Origin of the sequence: Arthrobacter sp. ZGTC412 (assembly GCF_002929215.1) — a bacterium.
Lineage (GTDB): Bacteria > Actinomycetota > Actinomycetes > Actinomycetales > Micrococcaceae > Arthrobacter.
Genome location: NZ_PJII01000016.1, coordinates 81,712 through 105,881, shown reverse-complemented (window position 1 = coordinate 105,881; position 24,170 = coordinate 81,712). Strand labels below are relative to the sequence as shown.

Annotated in this window: 25 protein-coding genes, 2 tRNA genes, 1 other RNA gene and 1 pseudogene; 17 read left to right on the top strand and 12 right to left on the bottom strand. The window is 64.4% G+C overall.

Translation table 11 applies throughout. From position 1 onward, the window contains the following. A pseudogene (locus CXQ88_RS16645) lies at positions 1-473 on the bottom strand (pyruvate dehydrogenase (acetyl-transferring), homodimeric type); the annotation flags it as partial. Positions 474-901: 428 nt separating this feature from the next. Between CXQ88_RS16645 and CXQ88_RS16640 the strand changes: the two are divergent. The 5 genes from CXQ88_RS16640 (at position 902) to CXQ88_RS16620 (ending at position 3,317) form a co-directional block, all read left to right on the top strand. Beyond that, entirely contained in the window at positions 902-1,321 is a 420-nt protein-coding gene (locus tag CXQ88_RS16640; protein WP_104045256.1) for a DUF3052 domain-containing protein, read from the top strand. Next, a complete protein-coding gene (locus CXQ88_RS16635; RefSeq protein ID WP_104045244.1) occupies positions 1,318-1,812 on the top strand; it encodes a peroxiredoxin in 495 nt (164 codons plus the stop codon). The genes CXQ88_RS16640 and CXQ88_RS16635 overlap by 4 nt, the downstream gene beginning before the upstream one ends. Positions 1,813-1,818: 6 nt before the next feature. Then, positions 1,819-2,739 (top strand): NAD-dependent protein deacetylase, encoded by a 921-nt coding sequence (locus CXQ88_RS16630; RefSeq protein ID WP_104045243.1) that lies wholly within the window; start codon positions 1,819-1,821, stop codon positions 2,737-2,739. 110 nt (positions 2,740-2,849) lie between these two features. Continuing rightward, positions 2,850-2,922: transfer RNA gene (locus tag CXQ88_RS16625), tRNA-Val, on the top strand. 104 nt (positions 2,923-3,026) lie between these two features. Further along, the gene (locus tag CXQ88_RS16620; RefSeq protein WP_181037572.1) at positions 3,027-3,317 is read left to right on the top strand and encodes a hypothetical protein; all 291 of its coding nucleotides are present in this window, start codon (positions 3,027-3,029) and stop codon (positions 3,315-3,317) included. A gap of 210 nt (positions 3,318-3,527) precedes the next feature. Here CXQ88_RS16620 and CXQ88_RS16615 read toward each other — a convergent pair whose 3' ends face one another. Further along, entirely contained in the window at positions 3,528-4,253 is a 726-nt protein-coding gene (locus CXQ88_RS16615; protein WP_104045241.1) for a FadR/GntR family transcriptional regulator, read from the bottom strand. Between the two features lie 201 nt (positions 4,254-4,454). Here CXQ88_RS16615 and gndA point away from each other — a divergent pair, with 201 nt between their 5' ends. After that, the gene (gene gndA, locus CXQ88_RS16610) at positions 4,455-5,891 is read left to right on the top strand and encodes an NADP-dependent phosphogluconate dehydrogenase (protein ID WP_104045240.1); all 1,437 of its coding nucleotides are present in this window, start codon (positions 4,455-4,457) and stop codon (positions 5,889-5,891) included. A gap of 91 nt (positions 5,892-5,982) precedes the next feature. Here the strand turns inward: gndA and epsC are convergent, their stop codons facing one another. The 3 genes from epsC to msrA all read right to left on the bottom strand — a co-directional run bounded on the left by epsC (position 5,983) and on the right by msrA (position 8,133). Then, positions 5,983-6,567: a serine O-acetyltransferase EpsC gene (gene epsC / locus CXQ88_RS16605; RefSeq protein WP_104045239.1), complete on the bottom strand. Its 585-nt coding sequence runs from the start codon at positions 6,565-6,567 to the stop codon at positions 5,983-5,985. 40 nt (positions 6,568-6,607) lie between these two features. Further along, the gene (cysK, locus tag CXQ88_RS16600) at positions 6,608-7,543 is read right to left on the bottom strand and encodes a cysteine synthase A (protein WP_104045255.1); all 936 of its coding nucleotides are present in this window, start codon (positions 7,541-7,543) and stop codon (positions 6,608-6,610) included. Between the two features lie 65 nt (positions 7,544-7,608). Next, positions 7,609-8,133 (bottom strand): peptide-methionine (S)-S-oxide reductase MsrA, encoded by a 525-nt coding sequence (gene msrA, locus CXQ88_RS16595; protein WP_104045254.1) that lies wholly within the window; start codon positions 8,131-8,133, stop codon positions 7,609-7,611. Between the two features lie 101 nt (positions 8,134-8,234). On the opposite strand from msrA, the gene CXQ88_RS16590 reads away from it, so the two are divergent. After that, positions 8,235-9,158: a Nif3-like dinuclear metal center hexameric protein gene (locus CXQ88_RS16590; protein WP_181037571.1), complete on the top strand. Its 924-nt coding sequence runs from the start codon at positions 8,235-8,237 to the stop codon at positions 9,156-9,158. Between the two features lie 160 nt (positions 9,159-9,318). After that, positions 9,319-10,056 (top strand): zinc ribbon domain-containing protein, encoded by a 738-nt coding sequence (locus CXQ88_RS16585; protein ID WP_104045237.1) that lies wholly within the window; start codon positions 9,319-9,321, stop codon positions 10,054-10,056. 79 nt (positions 10,057-10,135) lie between these two features. Here CXQ88_RS16585 and CXQ88_RS16580 read toward each other — a convergent pair whose 3' ends face one another. Then, positions 10,136-10,900, bottom strand: coding sequence for a YaaA family protein (locus CXQ88_RS16580; RefSeq protein WP_104045236.1), 765 nt, complete (start codon positions 10,898-10,900; stop codon positions 10,136-10,138). Positions 10,901-10,956: 56 nt separating this feature from the next. Between CXQ88_RS16580 and rnpB the strand changes: the two genes are divergently transcribed. The 5 genes from rnpB to CXQ88_RS16555 all read left to right on the top strand — a co-directional run bounded on the left by rnpB (position 10,957) and on the right by CXQ88_RS16555 (position 14,870). Then, positions 10,957-11,348: RNase P RNA component class A (gene rnpB / locus CXQ88_RS16575), an RNA gene on the top strand. A gap of 42 nt (positions 11,349-11,390) precedes the next feature. Beyond that, positions 11,391-11,930, top strand: a complete 540-nt coding sequence (locus tag CXQ88_RS16570) for a TspO/MBR family protein (RefSeq protein ID WP_104045253.1) — start codon at positions 11,391-11,393, stop codon at positions 11,928-11,930. Positions 11,931-12,197: 267 nt separating this feature from the next. Beyond that, positions 12,198-13,676 carry a glyceraldehyde-3-phosphate dehydrogenase gene (locus CXQ88_RS16565; protein WP_104045235.1) on the top strand — a complete coding sequence of 493 codons (1,479 nt, stop codon included), beginning with the start codon at positions 12,198-12,200 and terminating at the stop codon, positions 13,674-13,676. Positions 13,677-13,751: 75 nt separating this feature from the next. After that, positions 13,752-13,961, top strand: coding sequence for a hypothetical protein (locus CXQ88_RS16560; protein WP_104045234.1), 210 nt, complete (start codon positions 13,752-13,754; stop codon positions 13,959-13,961). Between the two features lie 111 nt (positions 13,962-14,072). Beyond that, positions 14,073-14,870, top strand: a complete 798-nt coding sequence (locus CXQ88_RS16555; RefSeq protein WP_104045233.1) for an HNH endonuclease family protein — start codon at positions 14,073-14,075, stop codon at positions 14,868-14,870. A gap of 52 nt (positions 14,871-14,922) precedes the next feature. Here CXQ88_RS16555 and def read toward each other — a convergent pair whose 3' ends face one another. The 3 genes from def to orn all read right to left on the bottom strand — a co-directional run bounded on the left by def (position 14,923) and on the right by orn (position 16,429). After that, positions 14,923-15,495 (bottom strand): peptide deformylase, encoded by a 573-nt coding sequence (gene def / locus CXQ88_RS16550; RefSeq protein ID WP_104045232.1) that lies wholly within the window; start codon positions 15,493-15,495, stop codon positions 14,923-14,925. A gap of 102 nt (positions 15,496-15,597) precedes the next feature. Beyond that, positions 15,598-15,670, bottom strand: a tRNA-His gene (locus CXQ88_RS16545). Between the two features lie 129 nt (positions 15,671-15,799). Beyond that, positions 15,800-16,429: an oligoribonuclease gene (orn, locus tag CXQ88_RS16540; protein ID WP_104045231.1), complete on the bottom strand. Its 630-nt coding sequence runs from the start codon at positions 16,427-16,429 to the stop codon at positions 15,800-15,802. Positions 16,430-16,596: 167 nt separating this feature from the next. Here orn and mptB point away from each other — a divergent pair, with 167 nt between their 5' ends. Next, positions 16,597-18,153: a polyprenol phosphomannose-dependent alpha 1,6 mannosyltransferase MptB gene (mptB, locus tag CXQ88_RS16535; RefSeq protein WP_181037575.1), complete on the top strand. Its 1,557-nt coding sequence runs from the start codon at positions 16,597-16,599 to the stop codon at positions 18,151-18,153. On the opposite strand, the gene CXQ88_RS16530 is transcribed toward mptB, so the two are convergent. From CXQ88_RS16530 to CXQ88_RS16520, 3 genes are read right to left on the bottom strand one after another with little or no spacing between them, the layout of a single operon-like run. Then, entirely contained in the window at positions 18,146-18,829 is a 684-nt protein-coding gene (locus CXQ88_RS16530; protein ID WP_104045251.1) for a DNA alkylation repair protein, read from the bottom strand. The two genes, mptB and CXQ88_RS16530, sit on opposite strands and share 8 nt — an antisense overlap. A gap of 8 nt (positions 18,830-18,837) precedes the next feature. After that, positions 18,838-19,587 (bottom strand): alpha/beta hydrolase, encoded by a 750-nt coding sequence (locus tag CXQ88_RS16525; RefSeq protein WP_104045230.1) that lies wholly within the window; start codon positions 19,585-19,587, stop codon positions 18,838-18,840. Positions 19,588-19,589: 2 nt separating this feature from the next. Continuing rightward, positions 19,590-20,744, bottom strand: a complete 1,155-nt coding sequence (locus CXQ88_RS16520) for a LacI family DNA-binding transcriptional regulator (protein WP_104045229.1) — start codon at positions 20,742-20,744, stop codon at positions 19,590-19,592. Between the two features lie 172 nt (positions 20,745-20,916). On the opposite strand from CXQ88_RS16520, the gene CXQ88_RS16515 reads away from it, so the two are divergent. The 3 genes from CXQ88_RS16515 to CXQ88_RS16505 are packed head-to-tail and all read left to right on the top strand — an operon-like array spanning position 20,917 to position 24,136. Continuing rightward, complete coding sequence (locus CXQ88_RS16515; RefSeq protein ID WP_104045228.1) at positions 20,917-22,086, top strand: Gfo/Idh/MocA family protein; 1,170 nt, start codon at positions 20,917-20,919, stop codon at positions 22,084-22,086. Further along, positions 22,086-23,300, top strand: coding sequence for a dihydrodipicolinate synthase family protein (locus CXQ88_RS16510; RefSeq protein ID WP_104045227.1), 1,215 nt, complete (start codon positions 22,086-22,088; stop codon positions 23,298-23,300). The genes CXQ88_RS16515 and CXQ88_RS16510 overlap by 1 nt, the downstream gene beginning before the upstream one ends. Further along, positions 23,297-24,136, top strand: coding sequence for a sugar phosphate isomerase/epimerase family protein (locus CXQ88_RS16505; RefSeq protein WP_104045226.1), 840 nt, complete (start codon positions 23,297-23,299; stop codon positions 24,134-24,136). Before CXQ88_RS16510 ends, CXQ88_RS16505 begins: the two co-directional genes overlap by 4 nt. Positions 24,137-24,170: the final 34 nt, after the last annotated feature.

Below are 24,170 nucleotides of genomic sequence, written 5' to 3'. Positions count from 1 at the left end.
CCGGGGGAGGCGTGGCCCTGGAAGAAGACCTGGTCCCCGCCGCCCGGGTGGTCCTTGCCGCGGAAGAAGTGGTTGAAACCCACTTCATAAAGGGTGGCAGCGCCGGCATAGGTGGAGATGTGCCCGCCCACCCCGATATTCGCCTTCTGCGCCCGGTGCACCATGATCGCGGCGTTCCACCGCATGTAGGCCCGGTAACGGCGCTCATATTCCTCGTTGCCGGGGAACGGCGCTTCCTGGTCCACCGGGATGGTGTTCACGTAATCGGTGGTGGTCACCATCGGCACCCCGACGCTCTGCGCACCGGCACGCTGCAGCAGGCTCCGCATGATGTATTGGGCACGCTCGGTGCCCTGTTCCCTGATCAAAGAATCCAGGGACTCAACCCACTCGGCGGTCTCTTCCGGATCACGATCAGGCAGCTGGTTAGTCAACCCGCTGAGGATATGGGAGGTATCTTCTCCTGCAGCCACGTCCAACCTCTCTTTGCGCGCATTTGATGGCGCACTCAGGCCGGGCAGGGTGACCGCCCGGCGTATATACGCCGTGTGCGACGTATCGGTTACAACAGCCCGGTCATGTGTGCCGGGCAGGGTCCTAGCATTCCTACATCTGCATTGGAGTTACAGGGTTGTTGCCCCGCAGGCATAGTTGTCACCTGCCACTCTAACTCTCACGCCAGCGCGATGCGTAGCCGCGGCTTTGGCGGCTCTGCTGTATTTCGCCGTCATACTGGTTGTGTGACGAAAAGCCGCTGCGCGGCGGGCTGGTCTCATCAGGTGTGACGCAGAATATGCGCCATGCCAGGGGCGTCAGCTTGAAGCGCAGGCACAAAGGGTGTTGGCTTGGGAGTAATGGAAATCACTATGCGCATTGCATGTACTAGGCATTGGAGGAACACGTGAGCGAGGCCGACGCCGCCACTTCGGTAAATGTGGCGGAAAAATTGGGTTTCAAGAACGGGGATCTGATTCAGGAGTTCGGTTACGACGACGACGTCGATTTCGACTTGCGTGACGACATTGAAGACTTCACGGGTTCAGAGCTGCTGGATGAGGACGACCACGAGGTGGCGGATGCCGTTATCCTCTGGTGGCGTGACGGCGACGGTGACCTGGTGGACAGCCTGATGGATTCACTGACCACGCTGAGCGAAACCGGTGTTGTCTGGGTCCTGACTCCGAAGTCCGGAAGGACCGGGTACGTATCACCGGCTGACATCCAGGAGGCCGCACCGACGGCCGGCCTGCACGTCACAACCTCGGCAGGCGTCTCCAAGGACTGGAGCGCAGCCCGTCTGGTGAGCAGGAAAAACAAGTGACGGCAGCGCTTGACGCTGCCACTCACGCTGTGCCCGCGGTCGGCGGGCAGGCACCTGACTTTGAACTCGCCAACCAGTTCGGCGAACCGGTCCGGCTGTCCTCCTTCCGCGGCCAGAATGTGGTCTTGGTGTTTTATCCGTTCGCTTTCTCCGGCATCTGCACGGGTGAGCTGTGCGAGATTCGGGACAACCTGGCCATGTTCGAGGACGCCAATGCCACCGTTCTGGCTGTCTCCGTTGACAGCAAGTTCAGCCTTCGCGCGTACGCCACCCAGGAAGGGTACGGCTTTGACCTGCTGGCTGACTTCTGGCCGCACGGTGCGGTAGCTGCCGCCTACGGCGTCTTTGATGCGGACAGCGGCATGGCAGAGCGGGGCACATTTATCATCGATGCCGCCGGAACTGTCCGGTATTCCGTGGTGAACCCGCGCGGCCAGGCCCGGGACCTTCAGGAATACCGCGCGGCTTTGGCCGGCCTCGGGCAGCCCTGACCGCCCATGGAACAGCGGCGGGCGGGTGTTGGCCTGACAGGCTTCGCCAGCATGCCGCCCGTGGCCGCAGCGCGGCCTTCCCCGGACGAGCTTGAGGTCCTGCTCCGGATTAGGGGCGTTCTCGCCGGCAACCGCTTTGCCCTGCTGACGGGCGCTGGGCTGAGTACTGATTCGGGTATCCCGGACTACCGTGGACCGGGGTCGCCTCCGCGGACTCCCATGACGTACCAGGAGTTCATCAAGGACGCTGCCAACAGGCAGCGTTATTGGGCCCGGAACCACATCGGCTGGTCCCACCTCCGCCACGCCGATCCCAACCAGGGCCATCACGCTTCCGCGGAACTTGAGCGGCGGGGCTACCTCACCGGCTTGATCACGCAGAACGTTGACCGCCTGCATGAGGACGCCGGGAGTGTCAACGTTGTTGACCTGCACGGCAGGTATGACCAGGTGGTGTGCCTGGACTGCCGCCGAACGTATTCCAGGCGCCTGCTGGCGGGAGTGCTGGAGGAGCTGAACCCGGACTTCCTGTCCCGGGCAGCGGAAACAGGCCTGGTGGAAATGGCGCCGGACGCGGACGCCACGGTTGAAGACCAGGCGCTGATCAGCAGCTTTGTGGTTGCTGTCTGCCCTGCGTGCGGCGGAACGTTAAAGCCCGACTTCGTGTATTTCGGTGAGAACGTGCCCAAAGAGCGGGTTGAACGCTCGTACGCGATGGTTGACGACGCCGGTGCGCTGGTTGTGGCGGGATCGTCACTGACGGTAATGAGCGGACTGCGTTTCGTTCGGCACGCTGCCAGGGACGGGAAGCCGGTGATCATCATCAACCGGGGGCAGACGCGCGGCGATGACAAAGCCACGATAAAGCTTGAAGCGGGCGTCAGTGAAGCCCTGAACTGGCTTGCCGCTGAGCTCCCGCCCCTCTGACAGGACGCTGCACAGGGGCGCCGGCAGCGCCGATTCGCGTTTCTCGGCCTGCGTCCGGTAGAGTCTATGTTCGTTGGTTGCGGCGCTCATGCGCCGGATTCAGCGGTTAAGGGTCTTTAGCTCAGCTGGTAGAGCGCCACGTTTACACCGTGGATGTCATCGGTTCGATCCCGGTAGGACCCACAAGGAAACCCTGTTGTTTTCGCCTCAAGGCGGAAACAACAGGGTTTTTGCGTTGCCCGGCATTCGCCGGCCGAATTGTCGGTGCCCCGCCGTAGGTTGCAGGCATGGAACACGTAATGGTGCGGACGGGAAGCAATGGCACGCCGTCGGCGGTAGTGAGCAACGGCAGGGAATGGACTGTGGGTGCCGAGCCAGTCCGCTGGTTTGAGCGGGTCAACTGGTGGGAAGTCAACCGGAGGATGCCGAAGGGCCACAGCCGGGTGGACGTCGAAGTCCTGCAGGTGCAAGTGAGGCTTGGGGGCAATAACGGCTCCGCGCTGACCACAATGCTGCTGGAAAGGGACGGTGCGGGCGGCGGGTGGCGCCTGCGCGAAGCAGTCGCGGACGCTGCCTGACAGGCCGTTTTAAGGTGGAGCCGGGCATTGGAAAACCCTCCACCGCGACTATTGGGGGATGCCGCGGTGGAGGGCCTGAGATGAATATACCGTGAACTGCCGGAAACAGGAAAGTTGTCCCCGGCGCGTGTCGGCGCTCTGCCGCGGAAACCTCTGGCGACTCAATCGACAAGGGTCCGGCCCGGGCAGTGCGTCCTGGCCGGGCGGTGTTCAGTGGCGAACCGGAATAAAAACGCGCGGCTGCTCCGTCCAGGTATCCGACATCTGGGACATGGTCCGGCGCATGATCCGGTCCGAGGCATCCCGCGCCGCGGCAGCGTCGCCTCTGGCAATGGCCTCCGCCACGTCGACGTGCCACTGCAGGGCGGCCTCGTGCGGGTGGTCCGGCATCAGGCCATGGACGGTACGTCCGGTGAGGGTCTCGGCCACCTGCCCCATCAGGTTGGCGAACATCTCGTTGCCCGAGCCGGAGAGCAAGAGGGAATGGAACTGGATGTCCAACTCCAGGAAACGGGGCACCTCGCCGTTGTGTCCGGCGTCGCGCATTGCGTAGGCGACGTCCACGAGTTCCAGACGCAGCGGCGCGGGGGCGTTCTCGGCCGCGAGTTCCGCAGCGGCGGGCTCGACGGCGGCACGCAGCTCCGCGAGTGAGCGCAGCTGCGCGCCACGTGCGTCGCTGGCCAGGCGCCACCTGATCACCTGTGGGTCGAAAGGGTTCCAGCGGCTGGGCGGCAGGACCCTGATGCCCACCCGCTTGGTGGTTTCCACCAGGCCCAGCGACTGCAGGACGCGGACGGCCTCGCGGATGACCGACCGGGACACCTTCAGCTCATCCTCCAACTGCTCCGCCAGCATCACGTGGCCGGCGGGCAGGTTGCCCCCGACGATTCGGGTGCCAAGATTCTCGATGGCACGGTGGTGCAGGCTGGTGGTCATGCTGCTAAGCCTAGTGCTGGCCGGTGCCCTGCCTGCCTCCCGTCCTGGACGGGCAGCGACACAAAGGGTTCCAATAGGTGGGCGTTACTTTCCCGTGACCCGTCGAATATATATGCTTTAATCGGACCCTCGGTCTGCAACCGTGCTTCCGCGCAAAGGGAGCCACTGCACATCCAACGCACAGTATGAATTGGAGTTTTGATGTCTGCACACATCGGTGTCACCGGCCTCGCGGTCATGGGTGCCAACCTGGCTCGCAACCTCGCGCGGAACGGCTTCACGGTCGCACTGCACAACAGGTCGGTGGAGAAGACCGACGCCCTGCTCGAAAAGCACGGCACGGACGGCGACTTTGTCCGGACCGAAACCCTCCAGGAACTGGTGGACTCCCTGGAAAAGCCCCGCCGCGTCCTTATCATGGTGAAGGCCGGCAAGCCCGTTGACTCCGTCATCGAGCAGCTGGAACCGCTGCTGGAAGCCGGCGACATCATCATCGACGCCGGAAACTCCCACTACGAGGACACCCGCCGCCGCGAAGCCGCACTGGCCAAGAAGGACCTGCACTTCGTGGGTGTCGGTGTATCCGGCGGTGAAGAAGGCGCCCTGAACGGCCCCTCCATCATGCCCGGCGGTTCCAAGGAGTCCTACGAGGCACTCGGCCCGCTGCTGGAAAAGATCTCCGCGAAGGTCGACGGCGAACCGTGCTGCGCCTGGGTGGGAACTGACGGCGCCGGCCACTTCGTCAAGATGGTCCACAACGGAATTGAATACGCGGACATGCAGGTCATCGGTGAGGCGTTCGACCTGCTGCGCTCCGGTGCAGGCATCGAGCCCGCAGAGCAGTCCAAGATCTTCTCCGAGTGGAACAAGGGCGAGCTCTCCTCCTTCCTGATCGAAATCTCCGCTGAGGTCCTGGGCCACGTTGACGCCAAGACCGGCAAGCCGTTCGTCGACGTCGTGGTGGACGCCGCGGGCCAGAAGGGCACCGGCCGCTGGACGGTCATCTCCGCACTGGAATTGGGTTCCCCGGTCTCCGGCATCGCCGAATCCGTGTTCGCACGGGCTCTCTCCTCCCAGGCAGGCCAGCGCAAGCTCGGTCAGGAGCTCCTGGCCGGCAACGAGGCTTCGGTGGAAATCCCGGAGACCTTTGTCGAGGACGTCCGGCAGGCTCTCTACGCCTCCAAGCTGGTCTCCTACTCCCAGGGCCTGGACATGCTTACGTCCGCAGCCAAGGAATACGGCTGGGACCTGAAGCTGGACGAGATCGCTTCCCTGTGGCGCGCCGGCTGCATCATTCGTGCCGAGCTGCTCAAGGACATCACCAAGGCCTACGCTGCGGATGAGAAGCCCGCCAACCTGCTCTTCGCCCCGGCCTTCACCAAGGCCATCGCGGAGGCTGTTCCCGCGTGGCGCCGCGTGGTTGCCACGGCTGTCCAGCTGGGTATTCCGGTGCCCGTGTTCTCCTCCTCGCTGGCCTACTACGACGGCCTGCGCCGCAAGCGCGTTGCTGCCGCCCTGATCCAGGGCCAGCGCGACCTCTTCGGCGCCCACACCTACGGGCGCGTCGACGCCGAGGGCACTTTCCACACCCTCTGGGGCGAGGACAAGTCCGAGATCGAGGCAGTGGACACCCACTAGCAGCCGCCATCAGGTAAGCGAAAGGCCGGCAGTTCCAGGATTCACCTGGAACTGCCGGCCTTTCGCGTGTCCGGCTTGTGACCTTGCGGGGTCAGATCCGGTATTCGATATCGTATTCAGCCGGATCCACTGCGGGCTTGGTTTCCCGCTGTGCGTCACGGTGGCGCCATTTGGCGGGAACGCCGGTGACAATCGATTCCGGCGGGGCGTCCTTGACCACCACGGCGTTGGCGCCCACGGCGCTGTCCCGTCCGATAGTGATCGGTCCAAGGATTTTGGCGCCCGCGCCGATGGTTACGCGGTCGCCGATGGTGGGGTGCCGTTTTATCCTGGCCAGGGAGCGGCCGCCGAGCGTAACGCCGTGGTAGATCATCACGTCCTCGCCAATCTCGGCGGTCTCACCAATGACCACACCCATGCCGTGGTCAATAAAGAACCTGCGGCCGATGGTGGCACCTGGATGGATCTCGATTCCGGTCAGGAAACGGCCCGCCTGGGAAATCAGACGTGCCGGGAAGCGCATGCCTGGAGTTTCCCACAGCCGGTGTGTCAGGCGGTGGATCCAGATGGCATGGAGGCCGGAATAGGCGAAAAAGTTCTCAAAAGAACCTCGAGCCGCCGGGTCGTGGGACCGGGCAGCGTCGAGGTCTTCCTTCAGTCTTGCAATAAAGCCCACAAAGTTCTTTCTACAGGAAACGGGCGGACGGCGGTTCTAATCAGCCGCGGATGTCGTCATAGAGCACCGTGGAGATGTAACGCTCACCAAAGTCGCACACCACGGCAACGATCAGCTTGCCGGCGTTCTCCGGGCGCTTTGCCAGTTCCAACGCGGCCCATACGATGGCGCCGGAGGAGATGCCGCCCAGGATGCCTTCCTTGACACCGAGCTCGCGGGCTACACGGACAGAGTCTTCAAGGGTGGCGTCCAGGACTTCGTCATAGACGTTGGTGTCCAAGATTTCGGGGACGAAGTTCGCGCCGATTCCCTGGATCTTGTGCGGGCCGGGTGCGCCGCCGTTGAGGATCGCGGAGTCCTTGGGCTCCACGGCCACGATCTGGACGCCGGGCTTGCGTTCCTTCAGGACCTGTCCGACGCCGGTGACGGTTCCGCCGGTGCCGACGCCGGCGACGAAGATGTCCACGGCGCCGTCGGTGTCAGCCCAGATTTCTTCGGCCGTGGTGTTGCGGTGGACCTCCGGGTTGGCCTCATTGGCGAACTGCTGGGCCCAGATGGAGTTCTCGGTGTTGGCGACGATTTCCTGGGCCTTCTCGACGGCGCCGCGCATGCCCTCCGAGCCGGGCGTCAGGACGATTTCCGCGCCGAAAGCACGCAGCATGACCCGGCGCTCGGTGGACATGGTCTCCGGCATAGTGAGGATGACCTTGTAGCCGCGGGCAGCGCCCACCATGGCGAGGGCGATGCCGGTGTTGCCGGACGTGCCTTCAACGATGGTTCCGCCGGGCTTGAGGGCGCCGGACTTTTCCGCTGCGTCCACGATGGCCACGCCGATGCGGTCCTTGACACTGTTGGCCGGATTGTAGAACTCGAGCTTGACGGCAACGGTTGCGTCCAGCCCCTCGCTGAGCCGGTTGAGCTTGACCAGCGGTGTGCCGCCGACAAGCTGGGTTACATCGTCATAGATCCGTGCCATGTACATACGCCTATTCTTTGAGGGGTGAATACTGAGGTCAGCCTAACGAGGCCGCGTAACACCCGCTAAGCGTTAAGCCATGCAGAGTAATATTTCCTGGCCTTGGCGAGCTTCGGGTTGATGATCACCTGGCAGTACCCCTGCTCCGGATGCTTGGCGTAGTAGTTCTGGTGGAATTCCTCGGCAACGTAGAACCGGGGGAACCGGCTGACCTCAGTGACAATGGGGTTCGCCCACAGGGCCTGGTTCCGGTCGATGGCTTCCTCAAACAGGATCTTCTCTTCGGTGGTCTCGTAGAACATGGACGAGCGGTACTGAGTGCCGACGTCGTATCCCTGCCGGTTAGGCGTGGTGGGATCGTGCAGGGCGAAGAACATGTCCAGGATGACCTCCGCCGGAATCACGTCCTCGTCAAAGGTCACCGCCACCACCTCGGCGTGTCCGGTGGTCCCGTTGCAGACCGAGTAGTAGTCCGGGTGGGGATCGTGGCCCCCGGTGTAGCCGGACACCACTGAGGTGACGCCCTTGGTCTTCTGGTAGACGGCGTCGAGGCACCAGAAGCAGCCTCCGCCTAAAACAAAAGTTTTCATGACCTCTTCAATGGTTCGCGGCATGGGATGATTCCCCGGCCAGTTTGCTGCGCCGCTTCAAACATGGGGTCCCGGCGGCGTGATGGGGTAAAACTAAGACTATGGAACCTGTGGACACTGACGTTACCGGCCATAAGAATCAAGATGCCGACGCCCCCTCCGGCGAGGAGGACGCGGGCGGCCGGCCCCAGGCTCCCACCCTCGGCGAGCTGCTCCTGGCAGTTGAGGAATTGTGGCCCGAGTCCCTGGCCGAGGAGTGGGACGAGGTGGGACTGGTGGCAGGGCACCCCTCCGCTCCGGTGGCCCGTGTGATGTTTGCCGTGGATCCCACGCTCGAGGTCATCGAAGAAGCAGTGGAATGGGGCGCAGAACTCCTGATTACCCATCACCCACTGCTCCTGAAGGGCGTCACCACTGTCGCTGCCACCACGCCTAAGGGCCGGGCCGTCCACCGGCTCATTGAGTCCGGCACCGCCCTCCTGACCGTACACACCAACGGTGACTCCGCCGTCGGGGGCGTATCCGATGTACTTGCCGACGCCTTGGGCCTGCAGGACGTCGCCCCGCTCACGGTGGCCGCTAACGGGCTCCCGGAAGAGGGGATCGGGCGCGTAGGTGACCTGGCAGATGCCATGACCCTCGGGGATTTCGCAGCGCGTGTCTTCGGCATCCTGCCCTCCGTGGCGGGGGGAGTGCGGGTCTCCGGGGACAAGGACGGGCTGGTGCGCAGGATTGCAGTCTGCGGCGGTGCAGGGGATTCGTTGTTCAACGAGGTGCGTGCCAGTAACGCGGACGTCTATGTCACCGCTGACCTGCGCCACCACCCGGCGTCCGAGGCGCGGGAGGCGTCCCTGAACGGCCGGCCCTACCTGGTGGACGTATCGCACTTTGCCAGCGAGTGGCTGTGGTTGCCGGCAGCTGCCGCAGCACTGGGCAACGTCCTCGCCGACCAGGGCCACGACGTCGAAATCCAGGTCAGCACCACCAACAGCGATCCCTGGGACTTCATCTTGACTCCGGGGTAAGCCTGGCGTGCGAGGTCCGTCGCAGGACCCACGCCGAGCGCAGCGAGGTTTGGGAGCCGGTGGGGACGGAGCGAGGCAGGGGAGCAGGCCAGGCGCTAGAGTCGAGGAAGCGCCGTTCAGGTGCCCGGCCCCGGCCGGAAGGGATCAAACGGAGGTAACAGTGGCGAAGGCAGCACCGGCGGAACAGTTGAAGTTGCTTGACCTGCAGGGGCTTGACGCCCGCCTCAGGTCACTCGCCAACCGCCGCCGCTTGCTGGAGAACGATCCCAGGATCAAGGACCTCGAAGCTGCGCTTTCCGTAGCGAACGGCGAGCTGGGCTCCGCTAAGGTGGCTGTGCACGATGCCGAGGCCGAACTGAAGCGCGCCGAGGCGGACGTGGAGCAGGTGGCCTCGCGCATCGAACGGGATGAGGCAAAGCTCAACAGCGGGACGGGCCTGTCCAAGGACCTCGTCGCATTGCAGAAAGACATCGCCTCCCTGAACAAGCGGCGCTCGGACCTGGAGGACGTGGAACTTGAGGTTCTGGAGCGGCTCGACTCGCTCCGGGCACGGCAGGCGAAACAGCAGGCGATCGTGGACGATATCCAGGGATCCTTCGGCAGCATCAGGGCCGAGCTGGATGCAGCCCTGGCCGAAGTTGAGGCGGAAGCCGGCGGGCTCCGTACCCAGCGCGCCGAATTCGCCGCCGCGCTCGACGCCGGGATGCTGGCCGTGTACGAAAAGACCCTGGCCAAGCGCGGAGTAGGCGCCGCGAGGCTGTTCCACGGCACGTCCGAAGCCTCCGGAATGAAGCTGAGCCCAGGCGACCTCGCCGAAATCAAAGCAGCTTCCGCCGACGACATCGTGTTCTGCCCGGACTCCGGCGCCATCCTGGTCCGCTCCGACGAGTGGGCCTGACCCAACTGACTGGCACTTAACGTCGCCAAATCGCGTTTTTGGCTGCGTTATCTGCGAGTCAGTTGGGGAACGCGGGGTGTCAGCCCGGCAGGATGATGTTCAGCGCGTGCGGCTTCCGCGCTGAACCCGCCACGAGTTCGGCCTCCCACTTTTCGCGGCTGGCCTTGAGGAGCTGCGACGGCGTCTCCGGAGCTTTGCCCCGCCGGGACACGAGGTGCCGCGCCAGCTCACCGCGGGTGTGCTTGGCGAAGTGGCTGACCACCTTCCGGACTCCGTTGACTTCGGTAAATACGTTGACGGCAACAGTTTGCTCAGCCGGGGGAGCCCACGCTGCCGCGTAAGAGCTCGACCGGCAGTCCACCAGCAGATGCCCGGACGCGGCTTCCGCCAGCGCCTCGGCGAGCTGCGGCTTCCAGAAAGAGGCGAGGCGGCCGACGTCGGGCAGTGCAGTTCCCATGGACAGCCGGTACGCCGGCACGCTGTCCCCGAAGCGGATGGCGCCCCAAAGTGCCGAAATGACGAGTACCGACTCGTCCGCCCTGCGGCGTTGAACGGCGGTAAGTGTTTTGTAGCCCAGGGCGTCGTAAAGCACCCCTGAATAAATCCGGTGCGCCGGAGCCGCAGGTTCTGCATGGAGCCGGGTGTTGCGGTCGACGTCGTCCTTCAGGGACGCCCCAACCCCCAGCAACGCGAGGGCGTCCTCGTGCGCGCTCACTGAACCCAACGCGTCCAGGACTTTCGCCCGGTAGGAGTTCAGCTGCGGGAAGCTCAGGGAAGGCCAGTCGACGGCGGAACCGCGGACCGCGGGCGTCTTGCCTTCAGAGGGGGGAAGCAGAATCAGCACCGTCCGATCCTACCGGCGGCGTGAAAGCGGCACGGCGCCGGTAGACTGGAGCCGGATGGGTTGACCAGGCGGTCGCGCGTCACGCAAGTGGCTCGAGGAACGTCCGGGCTCCGCAGGGCAGGGTGGTGGGTAACGCCCACTCGGGGTAACCCGCAGGCCAGTGCCACAGAGAACAGACCGCCCGGGTCGCGCCGTTTTGAAAGCGGCACGAACCAGGTAAGGGTGAAACGGTGGTGTAAGAGACCACCAGCTTCCCGGGTGACCGGGAAGGCTAGGTAAACCCCACCCGGAGCAAGGCCAGACAGGACACGTTTGAGGGCTGCCCGCCCGAGTGTCCGGGTAGGCCGCTGGAGGGCGCCGGCAACGGCGTTCGTAGATGGATGGCCGCTACTCCCGCACTGGCAACGGAGCGGGAACACAGAACCCGGCGTATCGGTCAACCCATCCACTAAACCCGTTTGACCTTGACGCTGCGTTGGGATGCTGGACCGTGCCCGCTGATACTGATGGACAATCTGCCCCGAACGCCGCGTGGCGGATTCCTTCCCCGGGCAGGCAAGTGGCTGCCCTTGTTGGTTTCCTTGCTCTTTCGTATGCCGTGTGCATGCTTGCCTCCGTCCCGATCATCCTCAATTCCAACGGTTGGTTTGCCACCTCCACCAAGGCTCCGTGGATGCCCGAAGGCTGGATGTTCCGGAGTGTGTGGATCGCGCTCTACGCCTGCAGTGCAGCGGCTGCGTGGCTGGTCTGGCGCAAAGGTGCCCTGGCTGGCCGGGCCGGAAGGACCTACGGCCTGCAGTTGCTGCTGAACCTGGCATGGCCGTTCACGTTTTTTGCGTTGTACCCCCTGCTCGGCACCGCTGCGCTGTGGATTGCCTTCGCCGTCATCTGTGCCCTGGCAATTGTTTTGATGCTGCTAATCCTGGAGTTCGGGCCGGTTCACACGGGGGCCGGGCTGCTGGTGCTGCCCTACTTCTCGTGGGTGGTTTTCTCCGCGAGCCTCAACCTCTACTCCGCCATTCACAACTGAAGCGGCCACACAGGCGAATCGACCGGAAACTGCTATGTGAGTGATTTCACGCAGCCCAAGCATCCCCGGGGCAGTCTGCCAATTTAGAATGGATAACGGACGCAGGAGTTCTTCCGCCGGAGTTGCGTTCGCGACCGGCGGTTTTCTTTTGCACACATCCAGGCGCCTGGGGGCCAAATCCCGCAGGTGCCGGCGCCCCTGGACATCATCAGGTGGCCGACATTCGTGTACGAGGACGTACGCGGCTGAACCGAGGAAGGTATTTCTGTGAGCCAGACGTCAGATTCTTGTCTTGATACGTGGATGGGCCGGGAGGCCCTCGCCGAGGCCATGATTCCGGTGATCGGCCGGCTGTACCGCGAAAACAACGTGGTGACCAGCATCCATGGCCGGAGCCTGATCAATAAGTCGACCATGAACATCCTCAAGGCGCACCGCTTCGCGCGCAGGATGAGCAAGGACGAACTGCTGCTGGAAGAAACTGCCCCGCTCCTGAACACCCTGGCGGGACTGGAGCTCGGCGCGGCAGCGATCGACATCGCCCGGCTGAACCAGAAGTTCAAGGAAGAAGGCGGCGACGCCACCCTGGAGGAATTCCTTCGCGCCGAACTGGCGGACGTGGTGGGCAAGCGCGGAGGCGACGACCGGACCAGCACCGACGTCGTGCTGTATGGCTTTGGCCGCATCGGCCGGCTCCTGGCCCGGCTCCTGATCGAAAAGGCCGGTGGAGGCCATGGCCTGCGGCTGCGGGCCATCGTGGTGCGGCGGGGTTCGGACAATGACCTGGCCAAGCGTGCCAGCCTGCTGCGCCGGGACTCCGTGCACGGTTCGTTCGAAGGCACCATCCGCGTCGATGAGGCTGCCAACACCATCACCGCCAACGGTGTCCAGGTGCAGGTCATCTACTCGGACAACCCCGCCACCATCGACTACACCGCCTATGGCATCAACAACGCCCTGGTGGTGGACAACACCGGCCGCTGGCGCGACGCTGAAGGGCTCTCCCAGCACCTGCAGAGCAAGGGCGTGGCGCGGGTGCTGCTGACCGCCCCCGGCAAGGGCGAACTGAAGAACATCGTCCACGGCATCAACCACCGCACCATCGAGGACACCGACCAGATCGTGTCCGCTGCCTCCTGCACCACCAACGCCATCACTCCGGTGCTGAAGGCCATCAACGACAAGTTCGGGGTAGTCCACGGCCACGTCGAGACCGTGCACTCGTTCACGAACGACCAGAACCTGATCGACAACTTCCACAAAGGCGACCGCCGTGGCCGTTCGGCAGCGCTCAACATGGTGATCACCGAGACCGGTGCGGCCAAGGCCGTGGCGAAGGCCCTGCCGGAACTGCTGGGCAAGCTCACCGGCAGCTCCATCCGGGTCCCCACCCCGGACGTTTCGCTGGCCATCCTGAACCTGAGCCTGGAAAACGGGACCACCAAGGACGAGGTCAACGAATACCTGCGGGAGATGTCGCTGCACTCGGACCTGCGCAAGCAGATTGACTACATCGACTCACCCGAGGTGGTCTCCACGGACTTCGTGGGCTCCCGCCGTGCGGGGATCGTTGACGGCCTGGCCACGATCTCCAACGAGAAGAACCTGGTGCTCTACGTCTGGTATGACAACGAGTTCGGTTACAGCTGCCAGGTGGTCCGCGTTATGGAGGAAATGGCCGGTGTGAACCCGCCGTCCTTCCCCGCCAAGGAAACGGCTTCCGCCCTGGCCGCAATTTCCGTCTGATCCAAGCACAGTCCCCTCCGGATTTCCCGGCTGATTTCTCTGGAATCAGCCGGGAAACGGGACCACACTTGTGCCATGGATAAAGATTCGACGCTCCAGCACGAAACCACCCTGGAACACGCCCTGGACCTGGCAAAGGCCAACCACAAGGAGGCCGTACGGCTGCTTGAGGGCGCCCGCGCCGGCTACCAGACGGGCGACGTCTCCCAAGACCGGGTGCGGCAGCTTGAGGGACTCCTGGCCATTGCCGAGGAGGACCTCCGGCGGGTGATGCGGGAGCAATAGCCCCCGGTGTTACCTTTCACTCGCCCTCCACAGTGTGGATATCGGCGGGCATGACAGGCGGCTGTCCTAGGCTCTTCTGGTGCATGACATTACCGGAAGGCCAGGAACTCCATGACCGTGAGCTGGTCCGCGTACCGGCGCGCCCGCCGTCGTTCCCGTCAGGCGTGGGGAGTCCTGGCGGTTGCCGCCGTCTCGGCACTCGGTGCGCTGTTTTGGTTCTTTACCGCCGGCCAGTTTGCGGTAGCGGAGCCCACCGCTGCCGGGCCCACAGAAGCTCCCGTTTTCGATCCCGCGTGGATGAAGCCCGTAGTGCCGGTGCACCCGGTGCCTTCAGGCACCGCCCTCTCCGCACTGGACGGACTTGCCGTGAAGGGGCGGGCCGCCAAGGATAACTACGACCGTGAGGCTTTCGGCCAGGCCTGGCAGGACGCGGACCGCAACGGCTGCGATACCCGCAACGACATCCTGCGGCGTGACCTCACCGGCGTGGTCTTTATGGAAGGCTCCAAGTGCCGGGTGGCCGGCGGTTCCTTCCATGAGCCCTACCTCGGACAGCTCCTGGACTTCCGCAGGGGCGCCGAAAGCAGCCGGGCGGTCCAGATAGACCACGTGGTTCCCTTGGCGGACGCGTGGCAGAAAGGTGCCCAGGCGCTTACGGTGGCACAGCGTCAGCGCCTCGCCAACGACCCGCTGAACCTCATTGCTGCGGATGGGCCGGTTAATGGCGAGAAGGGCGCGAGCGACGCCGCCACCTGGCTCCCCAAAAACAAATCAATCCGCTGCCACTACGTGGCGCGCCAAATCTCCGTCAAGGCCTCGTACGGCCTATGGGTCACCGAGGCGGAGAAGGAGGCCATGAAACGTGTACTCGGGTCCTGCCCGGACCAGCAGACCATTTCAGCCAACTGATCTTCACGGCGGTGCCGCATGAAGGCAGTCCGGCAGCGTACCGCCGTCGGACCTAGTGGCCGAAGGGGTCCGGGTCCACGCCCGGCATCCACGTCAGCCCGGGAACGCCCCAGCCGTTTTTCTTGGCCTGCTTCATGGCCTTGCGCGCGTAGCGGTCCATCAGCCGGTTGACATAGAGCTTGCCGTCAAGGTGGTCGTACTCATGCTGCAGTACGCGGGCGAACCAGCCCGTCGCCTCGAACTTGACCGGTTGCCCAAAGCCGTCAAAGCCTTCCACACGGGCCCACTCGGCGCGCTTCAGCGGGTACTGCCCGCTGGGGAACGACAGGCAGCCTTCCTCTTCCTCGTCGGGGTCGGGGACAGCCCCGGAAATTTTCGACAGAGTGAGGACCGGGTTAACCAGCACACCGGTGGGGGGAGCGCCGTCGTCGTTGGCGTACTTGTAAACAAAGATCCGCTTGCCAACGCCCACTTGCGGGGCGGCGAGGCCCACGCCGTTGGCTGCGTCGTTCGTTTCGAACATGTCGGCTATAAGGGTCCGCAATTCGTCGTCGAACACTTCTACCTCGGTTGCCCTGCGGTGCAGGACGGGCTCTCCCCAGATGGTGATTGGCAGAACAGTCATCTCACGGTCCTTCGGCGATATCTTTGTGCAAAACAAAGGAGGCCGCACCGGGTAATCCGGTGCGGCCTCCTTGCTGGACGGCTGTCAATACCATCCTGTGAGGGTGAGCTACGGGGGTTGAACCCGCGACCTCCTGGACCACAACCAGGCGCTCTGCCAACTGAGCTAAGCCCACCATGCGCCCTGCAGATTTACCGGCGAACCGGCTCTCTGGAAAGGCAACTCAAATAGCTTACCTGCTCTTGAGGGGTGCTTCGTCCACTTTTACGGATTTCATTGAAATTTCCCGCAAACGTGGCGCAAATTACTCTTTCGGCTGCTGCGCATCGCCAGCCGCGGCGATGCGCTTAGCGATCTGCTGTGCTGTGGCGCTGTCCGGGCCCGGCGTCGGGACAAACACAGCCGCACGGTAGTAGCGGAGCTCATCGATGGAATCCTTGATGTCTCCCAGGGCGCGGTGGCCACCCTTTTTGGCCGGCGACTGGAAGTAGGCCCTGGCGAACCAGCGGCGGGAAAGCTCCTTGATGGTGCTCACGTCAATCACGCGGTAATGCAAGTGCTCCACCACGGAAGGCATGTCGCGCGAAAGGAACACGCGGTCGGTGCCTACCGAGTTGCCTCCCAGGGGTGCCTTGCGCGGATCCGGTACCCACTTTTCGATGTACTCCATGACTGCGGCTTCTGCTTCGGCCATGGTGATGCCGTGCGGGAGTTCCTTGAGCAGCCCCGACTTGGTGTGCATGTCCCGGACGAAGTCGTTCATCTGGGCCAGGGCGGCATCGTCGGGTTTGATCACTACGTCCACCCCGTCTCCGAGGATGTTCAGTTCGGAGTCCGTCACCAGGGCTGCCACCTCGATCAAGGCGTCATTCTTGATGTCCAGACCAGTCATTTCACAGTCGATCCAGACGATTCGTTCGTTAGATATAGGCACCGGACCAGCCTACCGTTACACCTCCCGGCTGCTTGCCGGTGCTAGGATTTCGGGTACGCGGCGGGACAAATTGCTGTCGTTGTAACCGCCCTGGCCTGCCATGCAGCCCACCGGGCGGAACCGCGCAAACCCAAGAGCGCAGACCCAAGAGATTGGACGATCCTGAGATGACGGCGCGTGTGCCTGCAGCCAGGGAACTGGCGGCCGCGGACACTGCTGCAGCAGTGGGGGCCGAAGTCGACAATCCCCGCTCGCCGCTCCTGGCCGGATTTGCGGGCTCAATGTTTATGCTGATCGGCTCCCTGGGAGTGGGGTGGCTGGCCCCTGTCTCGGAACTCCGCCGGATGCCGCTGTTCATCTGGATGCGGGCGGAAGCGGCGGGCGTAGCCCTGTCCATCGTTCTGCTGGCCGTAGGCGGGATGCTCCTGGTCCGCGCCTGGCTCCGGCTGGGCCAGCGTGTCCGCGTCTGGGGAGAAGAGGCCCGAAAGGCCACCCTGATGGCAGTGGTCGCCTGGGGGCTGCCCATGATGTTCAGCGTGCCGCTGTTCAGCCGCGACGTCTATGCGTACATCGGCCAGGGCCGCCTGATGGTGGAGGGCTTCAACCCGTACGAAAACGGCATTTCGGCGTTATCCAACTACTTCCAGCTGGGCGCGGACAAAATGTGGACCGAGGCCCCCGTTCCGTACGGACAGTTGTTCCTTTGGATCGAACAGTTCATCGTGTGGGCCACCAACGTCCAACCTGAAGCAAGCGTGATGCTGTTCCGGCTGGTGGCGCTGGCCGGAGTGGTCCTCTGCGTGATCTATGTGCCCAAACTTGCCGAACTGCACGGGGTCAACCCCAACCGGGCCCTGTGGCTGACGGCGGCCAACCCCCTCTTCCTGACCAACTTCATCGCCAGCGTCCACAACGATGCCCTCATGATTGGGCTGGCCCTGGCCGGCCTCTACTACTCAGCGACCCACCGCGTGGTACGTGGCATCGTCCTGGTGACACTCTCCATCGCCGTCAAACCCATCACCATTGTTTTCCTGCCCTTCATCGGGCTGCTGTGGGCCGGAAAAAACGCAAGCTGGCTGCGCAAGTTCTCCTACTGGGGCCTGACGGCAGCTTTGAGCCTGGGGCTCCTGGTTCTCATGAGTCTGGTTAACGGTTTTGGGTTCGGCTGGATCAGCGGGCTCTCGGCCCCGGGCAGCATCTTCATCTGGTATGCGCCGGTGGGGCTTATCGGACTGGTGGTCGCCTCACTGGCCAACTCGTTCGGGCTGGACGGCTGGACCCTCGCCGGCTGGGTGTTCGACGCCGGGAAGCTGCTGGCGGTGGGCATCGTCGCCTGGCTGATTTTCAGGGGTGAGCACGACCGCCTGATCCGCCGGCTGACTCTTGCGTTCGCGACGATCGTCGTGCTGGCGCCCATGATCCAGTCCTGGTACGTGGTGTGGCTCATTCCGCTGTTTGCCGTGACCGGCATCCGCAATGACTGGCAGGTCAAGGCACTCTACTTCGTGGTCTCGTTCTTTATGATTTACGCAATTTCCGACCAACTGGAGGTTTTCCCGTACCTGCAGACCGCTGACCTTGGCCTGGCGCTGGTCCTGGCCAGGGTCGCCGCTGCCGTTACGGGCCTGCTGTTCGGCCTCTACCTGATTTTCTGGGATCCCCGCACGAGGAGCCTCTTCCGGAAGAGTCCCGAACCGGTAGTTGAACGGCCGGTCATTTAGCCAGGTTTTTCAGCGCCTCCCGGCGTGACAGCGGGCTGATTCTGTCCTCGTGCGCGGCAACAAAAGCCGCCACCCATTCCGGCGCTGTCTTCGCGTACTCCCGCAGGGCCCAGCCGACCGCTTTCCTGATGAAAAACTCGGGGTCTGCAAGGTTCGCCTCGATCACGCGGCGCAGGAGCTCTGTGTCGGTGTCCGCCTTGGCCTTGATCTGCGCGGTGATTGAAGCCCGCCTGACCCAAAAGTCCGGGTCGGTGCTCCACCGCAGAATGACCGCTGACATTTCTGCACGGTGTGCCTGAAGGAGTGCGCAGATGCGGCCGGCAACCCCGTCAGCAAAGTCCCACCAGGCACCCTGGCGAATCATTTCCTCATAGACCGGGAGCATGGTGAGATCCGCCGCCACCAGCCTGCCGCCGGTCAGGTCGATTGCCGCATACCGCTCCTCGCGGAACTCCGCAGTGCGCCACAGTTCAAGCACGCTGGCCCGCAGCTGGTCCGGGGAGTCAAACGGATACCTGGTAACCACCGCCGCCGCCAGCCGTCGCACCTCCGGTACCCGGACGCCCAGGGACGGTATGGCGGATTTCATGTACGCCTGGGCACCGGCAGCACGCACCGGGTCCGCCAGCTCACGCAGCCCGGTGCGGATGGCATGGATCGCTTTCCGGTTCACCATGCTCAGGGTCAGGACGGTCCCGGTGCGGGGTGTGTCCAGCCCGCACGATCCAGCCAGGCCGCACACAGCGAGCTCCACTGATCGGGCCCGGGCTCGCCGTCGGCAAGGCCCAAACCGTGGCGTCCGTTGGGGAAGACGTGCAGCTCAGCGGGAACGCCTGCGCTGAGCAGCGCGCCCGCGTAGCCCAGGCTATGGCTCACCGGTACGGCGGCGTCGTCGGCCGTGTGCCAAAGGAACGCCGGGGGCGTTTCGGCGGTAACCTGCTGTTCCGCTGACAGTTCCGCCAGGATGTCCGACGGCGGCGCGTCGCCCAGGAGGTTGTCCACCGAGCCCTGGTGCACCTCCCGGGTGTAGGACACCACCGGATAGCACAGCACGGTGAGGTCAGGGACCGCCTGGGGGACATCGAGGTCAACGCTGCCGGTGGCCACCGCGGTGGAGAGCGTCGCTGCAAGGTGACCGCCTGCGGAGAAGCCCAGTACCCCCACGCGTCCGTGGTCAACTGCGAGGCCGTGCGCACTGCTGCGGATGTGGAGCATGGCCTGTTTCGCATCCTCGAGGGGCGCCGGGTGCCGGTCCGGCGCAACCCGGTACCGCAGGACAAAAGCGTGAATCCCCAACCCGGCGAGCCATTCGGCAACAGGCTCCGCCTCGTGGTCAGCCTGCCGGGCGTATCCGCCCCCGGGGAGGACCAGGACCGCGGGCCGGTCTCCGGGCGAGCCGGTACGGGACGGGACGGCTGTCAGCCGGGGCGCCACGGTCAGGCAGCCGTCTCGGTGCTGCGCCGAAGCGTAACTTCGCCGGTGATCGGATGCGGCCCCACGCCGTCGGCCGCTGCCTCTTCCGCATCTGCGCCGCGGATTCCTGAAGCGTTGGATTCGGCGCCGTCCGGTCCTTCCCCGGCGGAAGCAGTTCCCGGCGCCGTTGCGCGGGTGGCGAGGCGCCCGATCTCTTCGAGCGGGAGGCGGACCGTGGAGAGCGCCGGGCGGAAGTCACGGAGCGTTTCGATGTCGTCAAACCCGGCGATGATGGCATCGCGCGGAATGCGGAGCCCCTCTGAACGCAGTGCCGCGGTCGCACCAATGGCCATCACGTCGTTGACGGCAAAGATGCACAGCTTCCTGCCGGCAGGCCCTTCCGCGGCCTCCGCCTGGCGGGCCTTAATCAGGCCGGCGAGCTTGAGGCCGGCCTCGTAGCCGCCGGCGCGGTTGAAGGTGGTGCGTACGATGTCTGCAGGTTCACGCCCGGCGGCCGCGAGGCCCTCCTGGAAGCCGCGGACCCTGTCGTCGGAAGTGAAAAGTCCCTTGGGACCGCCGATGATCACAAAGTCACCGTTCCAGCCCGATGCGAGTTTGCCCGCCAGCGCTGCGGCGAGTTCCTGGTTCGGCACGGCCACCACGTAGTAGCCCTCCGGCGCCTCCGCACCCACCACGGGGTGGCCCACTACCGCCACTCTGCCGCCGTTGCGGCAGTACCTGTCCAGCTCGGCGGCCAGTTCAGCGTTGCCTTCCTGGTTTTCCGGCTGGGCAGAGCGGGAGCCGGCAATCACGATTGAATCGGCCCGTCGGGCGGCGAATGCAGCAACTGCTTCCTTTTCCTCTGCCGGAGCTCCGCCGGTGGTGGCCAGCAGGACCATTTTGCGCTGCTCGCGTGCAGCTTCCTGTACGCCCCTGGCGATGGCAGCGAAGTAGGGGTCCGCGATGTCGTGGACGATCAGGCCGATCAGGCCTGAGCTGGACTTTGCAAGGCCCTGGGCCTGGGCGTTCGGAATGTATCCCAGCGAGTCGGCGGCCTGGCGGACCCTGTCCGCTATGTCTTGGCCGGGCTTGCGGGCGCTGCCATTCAAGACGCGCGAGGCTGTAGCCGGTGATACGCCGGCCAGCCGCGCCACCTCAGTAAGGGTACTTGCAGCCACAGCGTCTCCTGGTTGGCTTTGTAGGTCATTAAGCGTAAGCACAGTATGGCAGTTATGGGTTGCTTTCGGAAAGCGCTTGCCAACTCGGTGTGGCCGGTGCATCATTGACGTAGTGGGAATGCGCTTTCCCGATTCAGCTTGAGTAAAACTGCTCACTCACCGTGGAGGACACATGGGCTTCGAAACAAAAACGATCCGTATCGCCATGAACGGCATCACCGGCCGGATGGGTTACCGCCAGCACTTGCTGCGCTCCATCCTTCCCATCCGGGACGCCGGCGGCTTCACCCTGGAGGACGGCACCCGCATCCAGGTTGAGCCCATCCTGGTAGGCCGCAACGAAGCCAAGATCCGGGAACTCGCCGAAAAGCACAAGGTCGCTGAATGGAGCACCGACCTTGACGCCGTGATCAACGATCCCACCGTCGACATCATTTTTGACGCCTCCATGACCAGCCTTCGCGCAGCCACCCTCAAGAAGGCCATGCTCGCCGGCAAGCACATCTTCACGGAGAAGCCCACGGCTGAGACCCTCGAGGAAGCCATCGAGCTGGCCCGCATCGGCAAGGAAGCCGGCGTGACCGCAGGCGTCGTCCACGACAAGCTGTACTTGCCCGGCCTGGTCAAGCTCCGCCGCCTGGTGGACGAAGGCTTCTTCGGCCGCATCCTCTCCATCCGCGGCGAATTCGGCTACTGGGTCTTCGAGGGCGATGTCCAGGCTGCCCAGCGCCCGTCCTGGAACTACCGCAAGGAAGACGGCGGTGGAATGACCACGGACATGTTCTGCCACTGGAACTACGTCCTTGAGGGCATCATCGGCAAGGTCAAGAGCGTCAACGCCAAGACCGCCACCCACATCCCTGCCCGCTGGGACGAGGCAGGCAAGGAATACAAGGCCACCGCCGACGACGCCTCCTACGGCATCTTCGAACTCGAGACCCCGGCCGGGGAGCAGGTCATCGGCCAGATCAACTCCTCCTGGGCCGTCCGCGTCTACCGCGACGAGCTGGTGGAGTTCCAGATCGACGGCACGCACGGCTCCGCCGTTGCCGGGCTGAACAAGTGCGTTGCCCAGCAGCGCGCACACACCCCCAAGCCGGTCTGGAACCCTGACCTGCCCGTCACCGAATCCTTCCGTGACCAGTGGCAGGAAGTCCCCGCCAACGCTGAGCTGGACAACGGCTTCAAGCTGCAGTGGGAAGAATTCCTCCGCGACGTTGTTGCCGGCCGCGAGCACCGCTTTGGCCTGCTGTCCGCCGCCCGCGGCGTCCAGCTCGCCGAGCTGGGCCTGCAGTCCAACGACGAACGCCGCACCATCGACATCCCGGAGATCACGCTCTAATGACCTCTCTTATCCTTCCCTCCCATGACGGTGGCACCAGGGAATACCGGCTCCAGGGTGCTATGTCCTGGGCCCGCCCCACCGCCCCGCTGACAGCCCGCCGCGCCTACGCGGCAGCCCACGTCATCCCCGAGGTCCTGGCAGACAACACCCCCGGTGCGCCTGCCCGGCTCGACTGGGAAGCCACCATGGCCTACCGCCACGAGCTGTGGTCCTATGGCCTCGGTGTTGCCGATGCCATGGATACCGCCCAGCGCGGGATGGGCCTGGACTGGGCCGCCACGCAGCAGCTCATCAAGCGCACCGGCGTCGAAGCCGCCTCCGTGGTTTCGGCCGGCAACGCAGCCACTGCGGGCAAGACCGTCCGGGACCTCGTGTCCTGCGGAGCGGGCACTGACCAGCTGGACATCGACTCACTTCCCGTCGGCGAAGCCGGCCTCAAGGCCGTCCTCGAGGCGTACCGCGAGCAGATTGCCGTGATCACCGAGGCCGGACCCAAGGTCATCATCATGGCCTCGCGTGCCCTGGCCAAGGTGGCCAGCGGCCCCGAGGACTACCTGAAGGTGTACTCCACCCTGCTGCAGGAAGTGGACCAGCCGGTAATCCTGCACTGGCTCGGCACCATGTTCGATCCTGCCCTCGCCGGTTACTGGGGTTCGGATGACGTCGCGACGGCCACCGATACCTTCCTGGGGCTCATCAAGGACAATGCGGCCAAGGTGGACGGCGTCAAGGTCTCCCTGCTCGATGCCAGCCATGAAGTTGCCCTCCGTGCTGCCCTGCCCGAAGGCGTCCGCCTCTACACCGGCGACGACTTCAACTACCCGGAACTGATCGACGGTGACAGCAGTCACCACTCTGACGCCCTGCTGGGCATTTTCGCCGCCATCTACCCGGCAGCTTCGGTGGCCCTGCAGAACTACGACGCCGGCAACGCAGCCAGGGCACGGGAAATCCTGGACTCCACCCGGGAACTGGGCAAGCACATATTCAGTGCCCCCACGTTTTACTACAAGACCGGGATCGCGTTTATGTCCTGGCTCAACGGCAAGCAGCAGGGCTTCCAGATGGTGGGCGGCCTGCACTCCGGCCGCTCGGTGTGCCACCTGGCCAAGACGTTCGAACTGGCAGATCAGGCCGGACTGCTCCGGGACCCGGCACTCGCCGCCTTCCGGATGTCCGACTACCTGCGCATCAACGGGGTAGGGGTATGAGCGACTTTTCCCGCCTCGCGATCAACAGCGCCACCACCAAGAAGTGGACCCTGGCCCAGGTTGTCGAGGGCTGCGTCAACGCGGGGATCCCGTCCATGGGGCCGTGGCGTGACCGGGTGGAGGAAGCCGGCCTGGACAAGGCTGCCCGCCTGATCAAGGATGCGGGCCTGCGGGTCTCCTCCCTGTGCCGTGGTGGGTTCCTCACCGCTGCCGACGCCGAAGGGCAGGCCGCCGCACTGGCTGACAACCGCGCGGCCATCCTGGAGGCGGTGGCCCTTGGTACCAGGGAACTGTTCCTCGTTGTTGGCGGGTTGGCGCCGGGGGAGAAGGACGTAGTGGCCGCACGCCGGCGCGTCGCGGACCGCCTCGCCGACTTGGTCCCCTTCGCCGAGGAAAACGGTGTCCGCCTGGTCCTTGAGCCGCTGCACCCGATGTACGCCGCCGACCGTGCCCTGATTTCGACCCTGGGGCAGGCCCTCGACCTCGCAGCGCCGTTCGACGCATCCACGGTGGGTGTCGCCGTCGATACCTTCCATGTCTGGTGGGACCCCGAGCTCAAGGCGCAGATCGAACGTGCCGGCCGCGAAAACCGCATCGCCTCTTACCAGGTGTGCGACTTCAACATGCCCATCGCTGCTGATCCGCTGCTGTCCCGCGGATACATGGGCGACGGCGTGGTGGACTTCGCCACCATCGGCACCTGGGTGCGCGACGCCGGGTACACCGGGGACATTGAGGTTGAAATCTTCAATCAGGACATCTGGGATACGGACGGCAACACCGTCCTTGCCACAGTGAAGGAGCGCTACGCGGAGCTCGTCCTCCCGTACGCCTGACCTGATCCAGGCCGCGGGCTCCCGCCACGCTTTC